The sequence below is a fragment of the Ferrimicrobium sp. genome, assembly GCF_027319265.1.
Lineage (GTDB): Bacteria > Actinomycetota > Acidimicrobiia > Acidimicrobiales > Acidimicrobiaceae > Ferrimicrobium.
This window is the reverse complement of sequence record NZ_DAHVNP010000035.1, coordinates 1-19,477: the sequence shown is the minus strand read 5'-3', so window position 1 is coordinate 19,477 and position 19,477 is coordinate 1. Positions and strand designations below refer to the sequence as shown.

Annotated in this window: 10 protein-coding genes; 6 read left to right on the top strand and 4 right to left on the bottom strand. The window is 58.0% G+C overall.

All coding sequences use genetic code 11. The features are described 5' to 3' along the window. Positions 1-217: 217 nt before the first annotated feature. From M7439_RS06370 to M7439_RS06360, 3 genes are all read left to right on the top strand, one after another. Positions 218-877, top strand: a complete 660-nt coding sequence (locus M7439_RS06370) for a LysM peptidoglycan-binding domain-containing protein (RefSeq protein ID WP_298347304.1) — start codon at positions 218-220, stop codon at positions 875-877. After that, positions 877-2,637, top strand: coding sequence for a phage baseplate assembly protein V (locus tag M7439_RS06365; RefSeq protein ID WP_298347305.1), 1,761 nt, complete (start codon positions 877-879; stop codon positions 2,635-2,637). Before M7439_RS06370 ends, M7439_RS06365 begins: the two co-directional genes overlap by 1 nt. A gap of 246 nt (positions 2,638-2,883) precedes the next feature. Then, complete coding sequence (locus M7439_RS06360; RefSeq protein ID WP_298443239.1) at positions 2,884-3,333, top strand: zinc ribbon domain-containing protein; 450 nt, start codon at positions 2,884-2,886, stop codon at positions 3,331-3,333. A 97-nt stretch (positions 3,334-3,430) separates the two neighbouring features. Here M7439_RS06360 and M7439_RS06355 read toward each other — a convergent pair whose 3' ends face one another. From M7439_RS06355 to M7439_RS06340, 4 genes are read right to left on the bottom strand one after another with little or no spacing between them, the layout of a single operon-like run. Beyond that, on the bottom strand, positions 3,431-8,893 hold the full coding sequence (locus M7439_RS06355; RefSeq protein WP_298347307.1) for a carboxypeptidase regulatory-like domain-containing protein: 5,463 nt from the start codon (positions 8,891-8,893) through the stop codon (positions 3,431-3,433). Next, positions 8,890-11,394 (bottom strand): carboxypeptidase-like regulatory domain-containing protein, encoded by a 2,505-nt coding sequence (locus M7439_RS06350; protein WP_298347308.1) that lies wholly within the window; start codon positions 11,392-11,394, stop codon positions 8,890-8,892. The genes M7439_RS06355 and M7439_RS06350 overlap by 4 nt, the downstream gene beginning before the upstream one ends. Before the next feature lies 1 nt (position 11,395). After that, on the bottom strand, positions 11,396-13,624 hold the full coding sequence (locus tag M7439_RS06345; protein ID WP_298347309.1) for a carboxypeptidase regulatory-like domain-containing protein: 2,229 nt from the start codon (positions 13,622-13,624) through the stop codon (positions 11,396-11,398). Further along, the gene (locus M7439_RS06340) at positions 13,621-14,286 is read right to left on the bottom strand and encodes a Pvc16 family protein (RefSeq protein WP_298347310.1); all 666 of its coding nucleotides are present in this window, start codon (positions 14,284-14,286) and stop codon (positions 13,621-13,623) included. Before M7439_RS06340 ends, M7439_RS06345 begins: the two co-directional genes overlap by 4 nt. A gap of 1,382 nt (positions 14,287-15,668) precedes the next feature. On the opposite strand from M7439_RS06340, the gene M7439_RS06335 reads away from it, so the two are divergent. The 3 genes from M7439_RS06335 (at position 15,669) to M7439_RS06325 (ending at position 18,906) form a co-directional block, all read left to right on the top strand. Next, on the top strand, positions 15,669-15,995 hold the full coding sequence (locus M7439_RS06335; RefSeq protein ID WP_298347311.1) for a septum formation family protein: 327 nt from the start codon (positions 15,669-15,671) through the stop codon (positions 15,993-15,995). A gap of 260 nt (positions 15,996-16,255) precedes the next feature. Continuing rightward, positions 16,256-18,349: an ATP-binding protein gene (locus tag M7439_RS06330; protein WP_298347312.1), complete on the top strand. Its 2,094-nt coding sequence runs from the start codon at positions 16,256-16,258 to the stop codon at positions 18,347-18,349. 176 nt (positions 18,350-18,525) lie between these two features. Beyond that, on the top strand, positions 18,526-18,906 hold the full coding sequence (locus M7439_RS06325) for a DUF4280 domain-containing protein (protein ID WP_298347313.1): 381 nt from the start codon (positions 18,526-18,528) through the stop codon (positions 18,904-18,906). Positions 18,907-19,477: the final 571 nt, after the last annotated feature.

The window sequence follows — 19,477 nt, the reverse complement described above, 5'->3', positions numbered from 1 at the left end:
GTTCGCCAGCCTCGAAGCCTCCGCCAATGAGGTCGCCGTCGAGACCATCACCCTCCAGTATGAGAAGCTCGAACGAAAGAAGTGAAGACCCAATACGAATTCCTACTCCCCCGTGGCTACATCGACGATGCGGGGGTGGTGTTCGTGTGTGAAAGGAAGAGAGGATGACTTACCGGGTGTAAGTCATCCTAGATCTGTGTGAACGAGAGGTTGCGTCGTGGCAAGTCCATCTGACTCGAAGGCCTTTTTGGAGACTGAGGGGAAGGAGAGGATTCCGTGTCTCTTTAACCCGGCAGAGCTTTCCCTGCAGCTGCGCAACAGTTGGGCGAGTGATCCAATGCCTGGGGGAGTTACGCCTACATTACGTTACACGGGGGCGGGTACGGGGATGCTGCGATTGACGCTGTTCTTTGACACTACCGATACCGGTTCAGCCGTGACGACCTACACCGCAAAGCTTGTTGGACTTTTAGAGGTTGATACAAAGCTGCCCGGTACGAAGACGAGCTCTAACAACGCAAGGCCGCAGTGGGTCGTCTTCCACTGGGGCGACTTCCACTCCTTTAAGGCCGTGGTTGCTTCAGTTGACCTAACCTTCGAGTACTTCTCCTCGTCGGGAACGCCGCTGCGGGCTCGGGCAGGATTGGTGCTTGCTCAGTACCAGGAAGACATGGCCTTTGGACCCCAAAACCCGACGTCGGGAACACCACGACCTCACCGTGTCCATCGGGTGCAACCTGGCGAAACTCTGGATCGCATCGCCGCATTGCATCTTGGCGACGCAACGAGCTGGCGGGTGATCGCGCAGGCGAACGGTGTCGAGGACCCCCTGGCGGTCAAGCCCGGCACACTGCTCGCTATTCCAGGGAGCGCCTAGTGGCGGTGGACTTAAGCCCTACGATCTCGCTTGATGGTGCAGAACTCACTGCATCCTGGCAGGCCGCATTGATCGAAGTTCGTTGCGATCTGCAGCTAGCACAGCCAGGGAGGGTCGCGTTACGCTTGCTTGACCCTGGTTATAGCCTGCTTGACGCAGGCTCGGTGGCACTTGGAACCGATTTGACGGTAACCATTCCCGGAGCCTCGAGCCCTCTTATTGAGGCGGAAGTGACTGAAGTTGGGTGTGAACAACGGGAAGGAGAACAGCCTGAGCTGATCGTCGTTGCCCATGATCTGAGTCATCGTCTGGCTCGAATGACAGCAGTTAGTACCTATCTCAACTCCACCGTTGAGCAGGTGGTTGCAAATCTGGCGCAGATAGCAAACTTGACCCCTGACGTATCGGGTGCCTCCGAACAGATCGATTACCTCCTGCAAGTTGACACCAACCTTGGTCTCATCGATGAACTCGCCAGTCGTACCGGGTGTGATTGGTGGGTCGAGGGCAAGACACTCCACTTCGCGACGCCTGGCAAGGGCAAAAGTGTTCGGTTATCACTCGGGAGCACCCTCCGTTCCTTCTCAGCACGCGCGACGGGCTACCACGCGGACAGTTTTGTGGTAGACGGTTGGAATCGTGAACAACAGCAGACGGTGACGGGTGAATCGTCGGAGGCAACCAAGGCGGTGTTAGCCTCCTCGAAGTTGTCGGAGATAGCAACCAAAACGAGTGAAGCCTTTGGAAAGGCGACAGTGGTAACCTCCTCGATTGGTGCACGCACCCAGTCGGAGGCGAAGATGTTGAGTCAATCACTCCTCGATCGCCAACTCGCCTCCTCGGTTGAGGCTTGGGGGGTTGCTGATGGCAGCGTCGCGTTACAACTCGCGGACGTCGTAGATGTCGCCAATGCTGGACCGCTCAGCGGCGACTATCCAGTGACCGCTCTCGAGTTCAGCTATCGCCCACATCGAGGTTCATTAATGCGCTTTCGCTGCGGTGATCGCAGAAGAGGAAGTGTGCTCGGTCCGGGCAAGGGTGGTGGTGATCGTCATGGATCGATTGTTTCGCATCCTGGTCTCATCGTTGGTCTGGTGACCAATATCAACGATCCCAACAAGCAAGGGAGGGTAAAGGTGCGTTTCCCTGGCTTGAGTTCCAACGATGAAAGTGACTGGGCTCGCCTGGCAGGCATCGGTGGTGGTGACAACCGTGGTTCAGTCTTTGTTCCCGAGGTCAACGACGAGGTGCTCGTTGGCTTTGAGGGTGGAGATACCCGTTTACCGGTCGTGATTGGCGGGCTTTACGGGTCGAAGTCGGTGATTCCCACCCCGGATGTGAGTGACGGTAAGGTGCAGGCCCGACAGATCCAGTCACGGCTGGGACACTATTTCAAGTTTCTCGATGGCACTACCTCCGCGAACCAGGCGATTGAGCTCGTGCTTGCAGGGGGTAATAACCTGATTCATCTCGGCAAGGATAAGCTCGCCCTCCAAGTACCAAGCGGGACCCCGGTGGATGTGGTGGCAGGAAGTTCAAGCATCGCCATCGCAGGGAGTGGAGCGATCACGGTGAAGGGATCCTCCATCTCTATCGAGGCAGACGGTCAGCTACAGCTAAAAGGTGCCACCGTGACGGTCGCCGCAACTGGAGCGCTCTCAGTCCAATCGGACGCCGCAGCGACACTCAAAGGATCCTCGGTTGCGATCCAGGGTTCGTCGAGTGTCTCAGTTGTCGGTGGGACGGTGTCGATCAATTGAGCAGTTGTTGGAGTCGAGCAGTGAAGTGCCAACGGGATGGGTATCGGTGGAGACAGAAATGAGCATTGATCGAGTGAGCATAGATCGAGTGAGCATTGATCAGAACGGGAGATCGTGGATGAGGGAGCGACCTGTAGATCTTCACGTGACCGTCACTGGCAAGAGGTTGGCAAGTTTGCGAGCTGTCCCGGTCAGGGAGAGCACTCTAGCGGAGATTGGTATGCAGGTGGCGTGGGGTGAGGATCGATGAGGGTGGCAGTGACCTGTCCGAGTTGTGGTACGGAGAGCTACTTCGAGGAGGTGAATCGTGACGCGGAGGCCTTCTGTCGTAACTGCGATTATCCCCTGTTTTGGACCCAAGCAGCGCGATCCTCCGAGGGAACGGACTTGAGTCAGTCCTTTGGACTGCGAAGACTGCCAGGGACGAGTGGCCGGCAGGCAGTTGTCAATATTCGTTGTCCACGTTGTCAGGAGCCGAACAAGCTTTCAAGGATGATCTGTATCCGCTGTGGGGCGGACCTGCGCCCGCCAACCCCGATCCCAGAACCCGAGCCAATTCCCGAACCCGAGCCTGAACCCGAGCCAATTCCCGAACCCGAGCCTGAACCTGAATCCCGTCTGCTATGGCCGCTGGTGGTAGGGATCACCGGATCGGTCATACTGCTGGTGATCATCATCGTCTTACTTGCTCATTGATCTTGTCGGTGATCGTCCAGTCGACAGGCGAGTCTGGAGATGACGGCGTCTCGGGATTCAACCTCGTTCTGTTGAAACTGGAGCAGGCGTCGCGTAGCTAGCTGGCGGTCAACTTGAAGTCGTCGCCGCTTTGTGTCGGCGTGGTACTCGTAGCTTCGAAGGAGTAGCTGGTAGTAGAGCCAGTCGTATTGGTGTAAGTAGACGCTGATGCGGTGATGGTGTAGGTCATGCTATAGGCGAGACCGGTGAGCTGGTAATCGCAGGAGTCTGTGGTTGTTACAACGGTGCAGGTGGCCGTAACACTTGCCAAGCCTGAGCTTGACGGTGGGGCTGCCGCGATCGTCACCACGACAGCAGAGGACGGATTTGCAGAGAGCGTGACAGAACCGCTCGCACCACCCTGGGCGACGGTGACCGTCGTGGTTGCTGGGCTGGTCTCTCCGGGGCAGATGGTCACCGTCGGCAGCGGAGAGGGTTGGGGAGGGATATTGGGACCGGTGACGTTGATCGTATAGACGTCGGGAGGAACACTCGCGAAGTCGGCGCTGTAGGTGGTCGCCGATCCTGAAGTCGTCGCAGTGGCCGTCGTCGTCTGGGTGGGGCTGGGGGGCTGGGCCAGGAGCGGGTCCCCAGTACTACAGCTAGCAGGTGTCGTAGTTGTTGTCGGTGTTGCAAGGGTGACGGTTGCGCCAGCAAGATCGGAGCTGCTCACCCCCGATGGTGAGTCCAGGGTGATATCGAGTGACGACGCTGGAGCATAGACGGTGAAGTTGTCCACCGTCGGATTCGGGTAGTCGGTGGCAAATGACACTGGCGTCTGTTCGATGTAGCCAGAGCTCGACGCGACGGTGATCTCATAATTCCCCGCTGGCACAGGGGTTGCGAACGTATAGGTGCCGTTAGATGTAGTCGTAGCCGTTTCTGACGTGAAATTGCTGCCTGTTGAGGTTGAGGAGAGTGTCAAGCCAAGGCCGCTGATCGGCGTTGCTGAGGGGCTCGCTGCGTTGGCCGAGACGTAGACCGTACCAGATACTGTCGTGTCGACCTCCTGGATACTTGTCGAAACCTCAGCTGGCTGGCTCCCGGGCTCGTAGCTGTAGGGACCGAGCGTGGCGTTCGTATAGCCAGAGGCGGTTATCTCAAACGTCCACTGCGTCGGTGCCAACTCGAAGGTGAAGGTAACCGTGCAACTGGTGCCAGATCCAGAGCTAGAACAGGAGCCAGCCCCTGACTGAGTTGCAGCCCTCACCCCAGTCGTCGTGGTGGTGGGTGCCACGGTAATGGAGGTTGAGGCTGATCCATTGTAGGCGACTTGCACCTCTTGGGTGATCGGGTTGGCGGTGACGGTGATGGTGGTTGCGCTTCCGTCTGGGGTGACGGTCTGGGAGTAGGTTGGTTGCGTATAGGCGGTGCCAGAGATGCCGACGGCGTAGGAGGAGGCGTCGTTAAGGGAGTTGGTGATGCCGGAGGAGGAATAGGTCGCGACTGAGGGGATGAGGAAGGATCCGTTGGCGGCGGTGAGACCGCTGGCTACGCTGCTCGAACTCGAACAGTCAGAAGTCCCTGTTGGGCAGAGATAGATCGATGTGTCAGCCACAGGAGTTGTCGGCCCACCTGAGTAGGACTCTCCAAGTAGTTTGCCAACGGCATAGGTGAGTGTCGGACTACGAACGTCGCCGCTAGCCGTTGAGGTTGGCGATACCTGGTTCGCTGTGATGTAGGTCAGCACCTGGTTGAGTGAGATCTCGTAGACGTAGGATCCTGAGGTGCAGTCTGAGGTTACGACCGACTGGGCGCTGGAACTTGTGAGCCCTACGAACTCCGCCGAGCCGTTCACAAAATTGACGGAGCTACCGAGTTGGTTAAGCGACCCTGAATTCTGACAGGCCAAAGCGGCGGTGAGGGATCCCCCGCTCGGCAGGTTTGTCGGGGTGATCGTTAAGGTTGTGTTCGTGAGGTTGATAGATTGTGCGCATGCAGTTGTGCTTGTGCTGCAAAGACCAACCGTCACGGTCTCAGGCGCGAGTGCGATCCCTGGTCCAGTTCCCTGTACCTCGTAGATCCCTGGCTCGGCATAGCCGCTCGAATGACCAGTTGCTGGGTCCGACCACGAGTAGCCATTCACGGTTGTGTTGATCGCTATCGTTGTGGTGGTGCGCAGGGTGTCTTCGTTTGTTGGAGCAATGGAGTTCGGCTGAACGGCCACAGCGCTGAGGCCAGTTAGCGCAGTCAGACTCACTTGGACGGGAGTGGGGGTTAGCAACTCGGTGAGCGAGCCCTGACCGCCTCCACCGGAGGTGGGAAGGGTGATTGTTTGGGAGAAAGGTTCGAACCCGGCGATGCTGATATTGAGTCTCGCCGAGGTCGAGATGAGTTGGTCCAAGGTGCTCGCAGGGAAGGTCCAACTGTCGCCGGAGGCGCTGGCTTGGATGGTAGTCTGTTCCACCTGTCCGGCGAGCGACGATGCGCTATAGCCGTCGATCCCGGTGAGCGTCACGGTGACTCCCGATGCGGCAACGGTGGTCGGACACCCGGTGGGGTTTGATGTCCCACCGATGACGCAGTCGATAACAGAGCCACCAACGGCTGAGTCGACGAAGGGGAAAGCGAGACGGGAGAGTTCAAGAGTCGCAAATTGGGGGTTGAGAAAGATGTCGTTGCTCTCTCCATTGGGTTCTGCAGTGAACGAAGTCGATTGGGTTGCGATCGGGGTACCCGTTGCGTCGGCGCAGCTGGTTGGCGCGTCTTGATACTGGTCAATCGTTACCGTATACGTGGTCCCTAGCGAGAGGTCCACAAACGTGGTTACTCCCGTACTTGATGTCAATTGCACCGACGATGGGATGGTGCTCGAGCCCTTTGGGGTGATCGTCACGCAGGCACCAACGACGGGTTGGGGTGTCGTGGTGGTACCCGATGTGCCGGCTAAGGATTCAACGGTAATGGTGTAGGTCGGGGTGGTACTCAGCAGGAGCTGTTGGGTCAGAGTTTGACCGTTGGTGACATTGACGGCAATCTGGATGGGTATGAAGCATTGCGCGCTTGCCTTGATCACGTAGTTGCCAGGGGCAACGCCGGTAAAGCTGTAGTCGTCGGCGGAGGATACGCTCACTGAGGAGATTACTTTCCCATTCTGGGTGAGGTCCACCTGGCCGCTGGTCACCGTGCACCCTGCAGTCGGAGCCTGGTTGATGGGTTCATTGTCAGTGACGTCGAGGAGCTGTCCAGAGATGGAGGATAACTCGGCCAAGACGATGGTGGGGGCCACAACGGTGCCACCAGAGGGCACGTTCACCTGTTGGGAGGTTGTGGTATAGCCATTCGAGCTTTGGGTCGTCACCTTCGTTCCGACGGCGGTGATCGTTGCGACACCCGGTGGAACGTTGTTGATGGAGTAGGCGCCGTTGGCATTGGTGGTGGTCGCCTGGGTGCCGTTGAGTTCGATCGGTACGCCCGCGAGGGGCCCTCCAACGGCGGCGGTGACCGATCCAGTGATTGTTGCAGTGTCGATACCGTTGGCAGGCGCGGAGCTCATGGTGAGGTTGGCATCGGTGGTGGCTCCAGGAGTCAGCGTGACGTCCTTGGAGGTCGTCTCAAATCCGAAGCCCTCAGCGGTGAGTGTATAGGTGCCGGGAAGTACTTGGGGGAACTGGTACGAGACGGTGGAGGACCCGGCGGTGCGCGAGGTGGAGAGCGTTTTGTAGACCTCGGATCCGTTACTGAGGACAAGGCCGATAGTGGTCGTCGCGGTACTTGGAGAGTTGTCTGGGAGCGTGATGGTACCGGCGAGGTTGCCACCAGATTGGGAGAGTACCGTCGAGACAGCGGTGTTTCCGGAGAGAGCCACTCGTTCGGTCTGGGTCTGGTACCCTTGATCGCCAAAGGTCAACGTCCAGTTGGCGGGTATCGGAAGGTTGGGAAGGATGTAACCTCCTACCTCGCCGGTCGTAAAGGTGGTCGCCGTATAGACGGTTGACCCGTTGGAGGCGGTGACGGTGGCCCCACCGAGTGGGCCATTGGTGGTGGCGGAGCTGATGACGCCAGTGATAGAGCCGACGTTTGCGACGAGGTGCTGGGTGATGTTCGATTGAGAAGCCGAAGGTCCCAGCGTAACGGTAGTGACCTGGGTGCCATAGTTCGGTGCACTCGCGGTGATCAGGTAGGATCCGGGGGTCGAAATTTGCGTAATCGACCAGGTGCCGGTCGCGTTGCCCACAGAGGAGGTATGGGTGGTGAAGGTTAAAAGCCCGTTCGTCACCGTCACTTTGGCGTTACCAAGTGGGCCATTGGCTCCGGTGACCGTGCCACCGAGCGACCCGGTTCCTGGAACTAACTGGACATTGAGCGTTACCTGACGACTCGAACTTGTGGGAGAGAACAGGATCTTATGGGTCGTAAATCCTGGTTTGGAGAAGGTGATCAGGTAGCTAACCCCCGCGCGCAGACCCGCTAACACGAAGGCTCCATCTGGAGCGGTGGTCGTTGAGACCTGGGAGCCAAGCTGGGTGTTCGTGGTAATGGTGTTCGAGGAGTTACCGTAGACGACTCCTTGGCTAGCGGGCTGCCCTGAGAGATTGGCTGCAGTCGCTGGCGCCGTGTCTGAGACGGGAGTGGCGGTGACGGTCACTCCTCCAGGTGAGAGACCGCTCACAGTACCGGTCAGGGTGACTCCTGACGATGTAGCCGTCGATGGGGTTGTCGAAGTAGATGCGGGGTGCGACGACGGCGAGGTGCTCGACGAGGGAGTGACTTTTGCCTTCGTGGGTTGGGCGGTTGGATTCGATACTGATTGAGCGGCAATAGCCCTTTTGTGGAGGCTGCTGTCAAAGGCGGTGATGCCGATAGAGGCGAGGGCCCCCCAGACGAGGAGCACCGCTAAGAGGACGGCGATCTTCGCTGTTTTGGTTCCGAGTTCTGCGCGAGCCACGAAGGCACCAGTGACTTCCGCCGGTTGAGAAGGACCTTGTGCACTGATTGAGAAGGGGAAACGCCTCGATGCCCCACTGAGTTTCGCCTTCGTCGCGATAGTGCCATTGATGATGGTCTCTTGCCCTGGGGGTACAACAGGGGTGGGATTGTCGAGATGGATCCTGACTGACTGGTCGGTCACTTTTGCAACCAGGCGGTAGCGCTCGGGCCGCTGTCCCCGGTTGCGGATGATGACACGGAAATGACCGCGATGTCGACCATCGATTTCGTCAGGATCAAGCCGTATCCCCACCGAGCGAGCATCACCGATCTCGAGGGTAAAGGCAGCCCGATGCTGGAGCGAGGGGTTGGTGATCTCCGTGGCGACGAAGGTGACCGGTAACGATGCGGGAGGATAGCCGCGAGGCAGGGTGAAGACGCATGTGACCTCAAGGGTTGCCAATGGTGCGAGCTCGTCGATGGCTTGGGGGAGCTGATACCAACCCGCCTCAAGGCCGAGAAGCGCGAAACTGAGGTTCAGCGGATGATCAGAGAGGTTGCGGATATGCATCACGCTTGATGTGGGTTCCCCGGGGGTGAGCACTACATCGGGAATCACGACTTCAAATGATGGTGCTGTGGCGTTGTTCATCCGTTCACCTGAATTGAGATCTGACAACTTGAGGTGGTGGTGGAGCCGTTGGTTGCACAGACCGTCACCCCCTCCTGCGTTGTGACGTTGTACGAGGTAGTCGGGGCACTTCCTGGTGGATAGGCCACAGTAATGAGATAGGACTGAGGCGCCTGAAGGTTCGACAGGGTGAAGTTGCCATTGGTATTGGTGGTTGTGGTGGCCAGTGGTGTTGCTCCAGGGGCGTACTCAGACGAGAGGTAAAGATCGATCTGGGCACCGGCAACCGCTTGGCCTGATGTGGTCTCAACGACTTGTGCGGTGATGGCGGCTGCCGGCGAAAGCTGTTGGTTTTTGGTGAGGTTCTCTCCGGCGGTCAAGGTAACGATCGACGAGATGGGTAGACCGCCGACCCGAGTGAAGTTTAGGGTGTAGGTGCCGGGTTGGATGCCCACGATGCTGTACGCACCGGCCGTCGGTGAAGTTGCGGTTTGGACGGAGTACGTCGCTGATCCGGAGACGAGTTCCACCGTTGCGTTGCCAATGCCGCTGCCATTGGATTCGCTAACGACCCCTGAGAGTGTTGCGGTATTTGCCACCATGGTGGCATCCGTAGTGATCGCGTTTGGGGTAGTTGCGTTGAGCTGGACCACCACGGTCTGACTCAGCAGATCGGAACGCGAAAACGTTACGGTGTAGGTGCCCGGTACCGTCAGATTCCCGAGGGTGTAGGAGCCGATTGAGCCGGTGCTGGCGGTTACGGTCGTGAGTGTATGGGACCCGAATGTGGCGGTGACGATGACACCTCCCTGGGCAGTCCCGGTTGGCGTTGTCACCACGCCGCTGATGGAGCCAATCCCTGGGGCTAGGTTTACGACGATACCGGTGACGTGTTGATTTGGCGCAAGGGTAATACTTAACGTTTGGGCGGCGTATCCGTTTGCGCTCATGTTCAGGCTCACATTCGACGGTGTCGCGAGACCGTCGACGGTGAACGAACCGACATGGGGTGCGTTGGTGAGCGATACCGTTGAGATGGTCGTGGTGCCGACCGTGGCGGTGATGGTAGCCCCTCCAATAGGGCCCTGAGCACCCTCGACGAGCCCAGAGATCACCCCGTTGCCTGGCGTGAGGACGAGGTCAATCCCTGACTGACTCACTCCCGAACTCAAGGTAACCGTCTGGACAACAGGCGCGTCGCCCTGTTTGGTGAGAACGAGTTGGTAGGTCTCTGGCGAAGGGACGTTCGAGAAGGAGAAGGTGCCGTCGGCTCCAAGGGTGGTGGTGGCGACTACGACTCCATTAGGTGTCGCTGATGCGGGTGCAGTGGCACTTGCCGAGACCGACGTCAGTGGATTGCTCGTGGGAAGCTGCAAGGCAAGGGTTGCTCCGGTGGCAGGAAGCCCCGTTACTTTACCAGAGACTGAGACGGGCAATGCGCCGATCGAGATATTGACACCCGTGAGTCGTTGCCCATCACGTAGTTGCACCGGTTTTGCATGGTTGCTCGCAGAGACCCCTGGGTACCAGAGTTCGCTGAAACCCGCGCCGGTGTAGGAGAGATCGTAAGAACCAGCCGCAAGGTTCGAGAAGCGATAGGTGCCCTGGGCGGTTGTCGCAACTGAGGCTGCCGGAGAGGTGAGGTTTGAGGGTTGATAGAGGTCGACAGTGACACCGCTGACGGGGGCGTGTGAAGTCGCCAGATCGACGGTTCCGGCGATCGAACCAGTTCCGGTAACCGCTTTCGTCTGGGCAGCTTGCGCGACCTGAAGGGCCAGCGTGCTGTTGGCGTTGGATCGATCAACGACCTGGGAGAGCGAACCAGCGATGACGGCTGCAAAGATGGTGCCGGCAACGACGAGTCCAAGGAGAGCGAGGACGCCACGGCTAAGTCGTGGGTTCTGGACCCAAGATCCCTGGGCAATGACCCCTTCACCTAAGGAGGTCGTAGCGATTTGGAAGCTCCGCAGCTTTGGACTACCGAGCCATGGGCGCTTAGCTCGGAGTATCGCCGAGACCAGGAGTTTTTCACCTGGTTGAAGACTAAGATTCGCGGGCTCAAAGCTGAAGGCGATCTGTTCGGGTTCATCGCTGCCGGTGAGCGATGTGGACACCTCTCCAGTTCCACGGTTATCCACGAGGACGCCGACGCGTGCCTCCTTGCCGGCGGTAGTGGTGGGCGGATCGAGAGAGAGACGCATCTGGGTGCGCTCGGGGATGACGATCTCACAGCGTACTTGATCGGTCTCAGTGGGCGGAGTCAGCGACTCGACTTCAATGACAAACTGACGAGTCCCAGATGGAAGCGTTACGGGGAGATTGATGTGGATAGTGGTTGATGTGCTGGTATCAGGGAACAGTGAGATCGTGGGGTCATCGATCTGGACCCAGGTGGGGTCAAGGCCGAGTACGCGAATCTGGTGGCCGCTGATGACGCTGCTGGTGTTGGTCACTTCAAGCGTGAAGGTGGCCTCTTGGCCGGGTTCGGTGTTCTGACGTGAGGGGTTGACCGAGAGGCGCATGCTAACTCGCCTGTCCTGTGGAGGTGAGCACGAGGTTGGGTGCGGTGATAGTCTTGCCTGCGACCGCCTGGACCTCGACGGTATTGGATTGATACCCGTTGAGGGTTGCGGTGACTGCGTAGGTGCCTGGCGTAACCTCTGGCAGCTCGTAACTCCCGGCCGGGGTTGATGCGGTTACGGTCGTGATTGTCGTAGAGCCGTTCGAGAGGGTGATGCTCGCCCCGGCTAACCCTTGATCGCTTGAGGTCTCAACAAGTCCTTCGACGGTGCCCGTGGAGGGTGCCAAGGTGGCATTGATGCCTGAAGCTGTGGCATTTGTGCTGAGGGTAACGTCGACAGTCTGTGATTGATATCCGGGTGCCGAAAAGGTGATGGCGTAGGTCCCCGGGGTGGGTAGGTTCGCCAGTAGATACGAACCCGCCTCCGTCCCGGTGGTCGCCGTGGTGGTGGTGACGGCACTCGATTCAGTGTTGGCCGTGACCGTCACGCCGCCGAGAGGACCTCCTGAGCTTGAGGTAACGGTCCCGGAGACATCGCCGGCACCTCCTGTAAGCGCCACGTTGATGTTCGAGAGGCTCTGACCAGGCCCGAGCTGTTCAGCGACACTCGTTGAACCATATCCGGGTGCCGAAAAGGTGATGGCGTAGGTCCCCGGGGTGGGTAGGTTCGCCAGTAGATAAGCCCCGATCGGTCCACTCGTTGGGGTCGCGGTGGTGACTTTTGTCCCTGATCCGGTTGCGGTGACCGTGACTCCACCCAAGGGCTGACCCGCGGCGGTGACCGTGCCCGTGATCGTGCCAGGGCTCGCAGTTAAGACGACGGTATTGGCGACGAAGTGTTGACCTCCTGTCAGGGTGTCAACGGCCTGGCCGACTCCGAAGCCAGCAGAGCTGAAGCTTAAGTCATAGGTCCCCGGGGTCGGTAGATTCGCCAGCGAGTAGTCACCCTGTGCGTTGACGGTGGTGGTTTCAAGCGGTTTGGCTCCACTTGGGGCGTTCGAGCCTGTCTCCGGTAGGACGGTGACGGTGATAGGAGGCGAAGGATCCTCCCCGGAGTTGACCGTACCACTGATGGCGCCCGGGAGTCCATGCGCCACCAGGTGCAGGTTCCCGATAGTCGACAAGGACTGAACGTGGATCAGCTTCGCAGTGGCAATAGAGGTGGCGTTGGGATACCAGGTGGTCTGGTACCCGGGAGCGGAGATATCAAGAGCATAGGTCCCCGGCGCGAGGCCGGGGATTGACCACGTTCCAGTGGAGGTCGTTGCCGCTGAGGCCACGAGGGAGACATGGGAACCGTTGATGTTGAACGCCTGGACGGTCACCCTTCCTACACCGTTGCCTGTGCTTGCGGCATCCACCGAACCAGTGAGTGTTCCGCCGATACCAATAGCGATGCCGCTCTTTGGGACTGCTCCTGCAGGAGTCGTTCCGTTGGAATGAGAGGTTGCGTAGAAGGATGCTGGAACGACCTTCGACAAAGGTGATGCACCGAGCGCATGGGTGAGGGCAACAATAACGATGATTGCCCAGGCTGCGACGATCGCGCCGAGAATGAGCAGTGTGCGCGCTCCTCGTGGGATGAGTGGGCGGCGAGTGAAGGTCACTTGTTGGGTTGTCTGAGTCTCTGGCGCGGTTGCGATGAGATTGATCGGGTAGGCGATCTCGTTGCCAAGGAGCTTGCGTTTTGTCCGTACCTCGACGGAGACGGAAGTTCGCTCGCCTGGTTGTAGATGCACTGTCGGTGGTTCGCAGGTGAATCGCAGCGCATGAGTGGACTCTTGGGCGCCAAAGTCGATCTCAAGTGGCGTGTTGCCATCGTTGGTGCAATCGAGCTGGAAGACACCTCGGGCGTGTTTGGTGAGTTTGGCAGGTGAACTGTTCAGTGTGATGCCTGCCACGGGCGAGACGGTGAAGCGAAAGGGTAACGTCTCGGGCGTGCTGGGATCGCTGGTGGCAACGACCACCACGTTGATATCCAGATCACCTGCGTTGAGTCCCGGCTGGGGATCGAGATGAATGACCACTCGTCCACTGTCGTCGGGGAAGAGCGCCAGCAGCTCAGGCTCAACGTTCCAATGGACCTCCGGTGGTCCCTCCACGTTGATGTGAATGGCGTCGATGACGGAACTCGCGTTCGTCACCTCGAGAACAATCGATGCGGGTTCCCCGGGTATCAGAGCCTGGGTCGACTCGACCACCTGACAGCGAAGTCGCGACTCTGTCGTCATGTGGGAGTCTCCTTGCTGCTCTCCGATCTTCCCTCCATGACGATGGCAGAACCGTCGCGTCTTCTCCGCAGTGCCTGTTCGTCGGTACCGCTCGCTCGTGCTGGAGTCGGTGAAGCGATGGAAGAGGCCGATAAAGCGACAGACTCGATCGGAGCTCCCCGTTGTATCCACTGGCCAATCTCGGCGGGAACCGCGATGGTGATCGAGAGGCCCAACCGGATCTTATTCGCCTCGAGCAAGGACTCGGGGAACTCCTCCCCCTCGTCAGCTAGTTCAAGGCCAATGCGAAGACCCTTAAGTGGTTCTGGAAGGGTCTCCTGGGGGAACTTGTCGTGTGCAAGCACCGAGGTTAAGATCTCCCCGAGTAACGCATGTTCATCTCGAGCCTCCCCGGCGCTCACCGTGATGAAATAGCGAAACTTGAGGAACGGGGAGGGTGGTCTCCTCGCGGGTCGAGGGCCAACGAGGTGATCTTCGAACCCTCCGCGACTCAGGCTGTGGTGTGGAACAATTTGCCAGAGGTAAATCGCAAAAGTGGGACGCGCCATCGAGGAATCAGTGATCGCGCTCGGTGCCATGAATACGACATCAGCGACATGGTTTGGAACACCTACTACCTGTCTTACAAACGACTCAACGGCCGCATCGATGTGATGAATCATGAGCTGGCTCCCTGGAGGTGAGATGACACTGCAGCACCACTCCAGCGCCTGCGTAGTGCAAAATGGGCGGTTGCTGGCTTTAAGCAGCAGCCTGAGCGAGGAGTGAGCGCTCCATCATCCTGGCAATCGGTCGGACCTGTCCAGGGGTGGGTGGGGGCTGCTCCTAATCGATAAGCGCGGAGATGCGATGCTCTGGCCACGTCGTGGCCGCGAAGGGCGCCTTGGCCCCAAAACTTGCAATCCTTCACACTCGATGACCGCTCGCCTATGACGTGATGCACGGACGCGCTTCTGCTTGCGCCGGAGAAGCGGCGATCGGTGTTGGTTGACCCCGGTCCACCAGCGACAAAGTCGCTGGTGAGTCGAGATTCGCACTGCAGGAGTCCTGTGCCGATGGCAATCCCAGCGAGGTTGCCCTTTGTCTTCACCGCTGTCGTGAATGAGTCTCTGACGTGATCAACGTCGCAGACCCCGCATGCGTCGTCGGGGTATTGGTGCCGGACGTCAAGAGGCAGAGCGACGCTGTTGTCATCGCTGGGCAGCTGGTCCTTCATCTTGCATCCTCTCGCCCGGTAATGCTGCTCTTCCTTAGCCCAAGGTCCATGAACGCCCAGTTCAATATCGACTCTTTGTCTCACCATATCCATGTCGGTGGGTTGTCGATCGAGCGAGTAGCTCGATGAGGATGGTTCGTTGTTGACTGAGGAATGGCACGTGGATTGGACTTGCCGCTTTGCTGAGCCTCGGTTCGGTGATAGTGCCTTGGAAGGCTTCGGAGACAGATAGGTGATGTCCTTAGGAGATACCGTCGTCCACGTATGCGGTGTGGCAGGCATGGTAGGTCGCAACGCGTCGGTCAGTGTCGCATTGACGTTCACCGCCATCCTTATCCCTCCCCCCGAGCTGGCACACTACTCCACGATGATGGCGGCTCACCCACTAACCCCTCTGAAAAAGCAGCACGAGCCACTGGGAGTGATGCTGCACACAGGCACAATATCTTCAGCACTATCCGAAGCGATATTTTAGCACGATTGATCCTGTCAGGCAGGGTTTGGAATGGGCCTTTCTATCGATTTAGCTCGCGATCTCTTATGAGCGTGGGTGTGTGGTTCTGTGAGACGAATCACCGGTACATGAGAACCCACTAGTCCTTGAGGGTGCGCTTATGTCGGGCTAGAGGCGAGTTGCGGTATCGAGCTAGAATCGGGGCCGTGGGGATGAGAAAGAGAGAGCAGACTAGCGCTCTGCGCGTGGGGCCTTGTTGTATCAGGGTTTTGATGGTTGTGTTGTTGGCCGGCGTAGCATCTGGATGCGGACTCATCTCGTCGAGCCGCACAAAGACCGTTTCGGTCTTCAAACTGACGGTAGGGGATTGTCTTGTGCCACCTAAGAAAATTCAAGCGGACTTGACCTCTATCACAGTTATCCCCTGCAGCGAGCCCCATACGCAACAGGTTTTTGGTCTCGCAAAGGTTCCAGGTGGACCATCGGCGAGCTATCCACAATCGCTTGATGCGCAGGCCAATGGTGAGTGCCTTGACCACTTTACGGGTTTTGTCGGTGTGCCGTACGAGCGGTCTAAGTTGTTCTTCACCTACCTTTTGCCTTCAGTTGGGAGCTGGGCGGCAGGGGATCGAACGGTGGTTTGTGTGCTTGAATCGGTCACCGGTCCATTGCACCGGTCGGCACAGGACTCCAAACTCTAGTGCAAGACAGTCCACGCTCGGAGACGGTAGCGTGCCCAGCTGCCGCTGGCGATAGATTTGTGTTCGCGCGATTGCGTGCTGCTTCGAGTTCGGTTTGCCTGCGCAGAGAGACGCTGCCTTTCCTTCGTCTCCTGCGAACGTGTCGACGCATTCGCCCTCTTAGCTTCGTCGCAAGCGTGTTGGCGGCGAGGCTAACAGTTGGGGGGCTATTTTGGCGCCAGCGTACTATTGTCCGACCAGTTTCAACGAGATAGTTGTTCATGTCTCCAAGCGCTGATCTTGTTGCCCAGCTTGCACTCATTAAGCGTCGGATTCGTGCCCTTCTTGATGCTCGCCGCGATAGTGGTGTCGATCTTACCGATGCTCTTCGTGGGCTCTACCTCTCAGATGAGGATGTCGATCGGGCGCTCGAGGATGTGAGTTCGGGCAAACTTGAGTGGATTGGACCTGAGTTGGCCACTCTGCCCGGTAGTGAGAGGCTGGATGTTCTTGCAAGGACTCGATATCGAGGTCTGAGCCCACTTGACTCGTTGGTGAAGCGCTTTGGACTAGACATGATTGACGCTTTTTTGCTTGTCGTAGCAGCAGCGCCTGACCTTGACCGCAGGTTTGAGCGCCTCTATGCATTCTTGAATGACGATGTCACTCGCCGTCGAGTGAGTGTCGGTGTCGCGCTTGAGCTCTGCGGGAGTTTGGATAGTGATGGGGAATTACGGCAACATTTGCGGCCTGGGAGCGTACTTTTGAACTCTGGACTTCTTCAGCTTGGTTCCCAACAGGACCCTTTTCTTCATCGCGAAGTAAGAGTCAAAGACGAGGTGGCGGACTTCCTTCTTGGAGGCGTTGGGCTGGATCTTCGACCGGAACTTGAGGTGGAACAAGATTTGAAGGCGTTGTTCCCTGCGGTACTGGATGAAGAGGTAGCCGAGCTGACCGACCTCATGTGCAGGGGTGCTGGTCCACTGTATCTCCTGAGCCCGCCTGGATCCACTGCTCGAGTGCTGGGGGTAGCCGCGTTTGATCGAGTAGGAGTCGGCACTCTCGTGGTCGATACCGACACAATCACGGCCAGAGAAGACCTAGACGAACAGATGGATCAGCTTCTCTTGGGCGCGCGTTTGATGGGGGCTGGACTTCTTGTCGGACCGATTGAGAGTCTGCTTGCTGATGGATCTCGATCGCTGCGTCGACTGGTCGATGCGGATCATCCAGTCATTGTGTACGGGCAGGCGCCGTGGGATGCGCATTGGTCAAGGCGTTTGCCTCACATCTGCGAAGTGCCACCACTTGGCCGCTCAGGACGCGAACGCCTCCTGGGTTCTTTCATCACTCGTCCTGCGGAGACCGATTTGTTGGCGGCGTTTGTCGACGCACTAGATCCCTTCAACCTGGGGCCAGAGCAGCTGTTAGATGCATGGCGTTTCGCCAGTGACATTGCGAGAGCAAAGGATCGCTTAGTACAGCCAGGCGATCTGGTCGCAGGTGCGCGGCTCCAAGGCGGCACTGGGTTGGCACGTCTTGCCCAACGTATACATCCCGTCGCTACTTGGGATGATCTGATCGTGAGTCGATCGATTGAGGATCGACTCCATATGATCGCGCGACGAGTTCGTCACCGGGGTCTTCTCGCGCAAAAGTGGGGGATTCGGCCGAGTTCCGGTAGGGGCACTGGGGTGGTGGTGCTCTTCTTCGGTGAGTCAGGCACTGGCAAGACCTTGTCGGCCGAGGTGATAGCCAACGAGCTCGGTCTGGACTTGTTTACCATCAATCTGGCGACTGTCGTCGACAAGTACGTTGGTGAGACAGAAAAGAATCTCGAGGCGATTTTTCACGAAGCAACTGGGATGAACGGAGTCCTCTTCTTCGATGAAGCTGATGCACTCTTTGGGAAACGGTCCGAGGGAGGGGATGCGCATGATCGATATGCAAATATCGAAGTCGCTTACCTCCTGCAGCGGATCGAGACCTTCGACGGCCTTGCCATTCTGGCAACGAACCTACGCGCCAACATGGATCCTGCATTTATTCGTCGCATCGATGTCGTGGTTGATTTTTCGGTCCCAAGCCCCAGGGAACGAAGGCTGATATGGGAGCACTATCTTCCTCCGGCGGTTCCTAGAGCATCAGATCTCGATCTCGGCTTTATGGCCCAGTCGTTCCGGTTGGCTGGAGGTGCAATTCGCAACATCTGCATTGGTGCATGCTTTGAGGCGAGCGAGTGTGATGCCGAGGTCTCCATGGCAGAGGTTATTCGAGCGACACAACGAGAGCTTGAAAAGCTAGGTCGACTCTGTGTCGCAGCGGACTTTGGCCCCTACTTTGATCTGATCGAGCGCCCGCATGTCGAGGAGTAATCGATGTTGATGCTCGGTCGAAGCCGTTGAGGTTGCGCATTCGTCGGGTAGAAAGCTTGTTGTGCTACTGTGGGCAGTGACCCTGATGGAGTCACTGTTTGCATTTTCTAATGGCAAGATGCTCGCTGGTTGCAACCTCGAGCGAAGTCGTAGTAGTTGGTAGGGGAGGATGGACAATGGGAAATCCAGCAGTGGTAAGCGAAGCTCTTTGCATGTGCAGCTTTGGTCTAGCACCAGCGGTTCTCCAGATCCCCCCGGCGACAAAGGTAGTCATCCAGGGCAGACCAGCTGCCACGATAGCCAATATGACACCAGCGAATATCCCCACCTTTGACATGTGTAACACCTTGTCGAATCCTGAGGTTGCCGCGGCAACGGCGGCAAAGCTTGGAGTTCTTACGCCGATGCCGTGCGTTCCCGTCCTCGCTCCCTGGTTGCCAATGACCACCACCACAATCGGTGGGGAACCGGCACTTGTCGCCGGATCGACCTGTCTCTGTGCATACGGTGGAGTTGTTGAGATCACCCTTCCGGGCACGACTGGAGTCCTGATCTAAGACACTTGACACCTCCCCATTCCTCGGCTACACTCATGTAGCGGCCGGGGGTTTGTGCATGGGTCTTGCATGGGGGATCTCGCTTTCCACTTAGTGCAGTGGGCTCTTGACGAAGTTCTCGCCGAACAAAGAGTGGGTATCGTCTCCTTACCCGGAGACGGTAACGCTTTGTAGAGGTACCAGATGACCGGTACCGCCCAGGCGGTACCCCGGAGAACAGTGAGACCAAGACAACAGCATCAAGATAACAGGACTAAGACTGAACGAGGCAAAACAGCTACCAGACAAAACAACTACCAGACAAAACAACTACGAGACAAAACAGCTACCAGACAAAACAACTACGAGGCAAAACAGCTTCACAACGCAATAGCTACGAGACACCAATGCACGGCGATCAGAACTATGGGCCCCGGTTAACCGATTCCCTTAGAACGACACCCCGAGCGATCTCGCTGAGATTGAGAACCGTCCAATGAGAACCGTGTGCCAATGAGAACCGTGTGCCAATGAGAACCGTGTGCCAATGAGAGGAGTACAACCGTGCCTACCTATACCGCTCCTGGGGTCT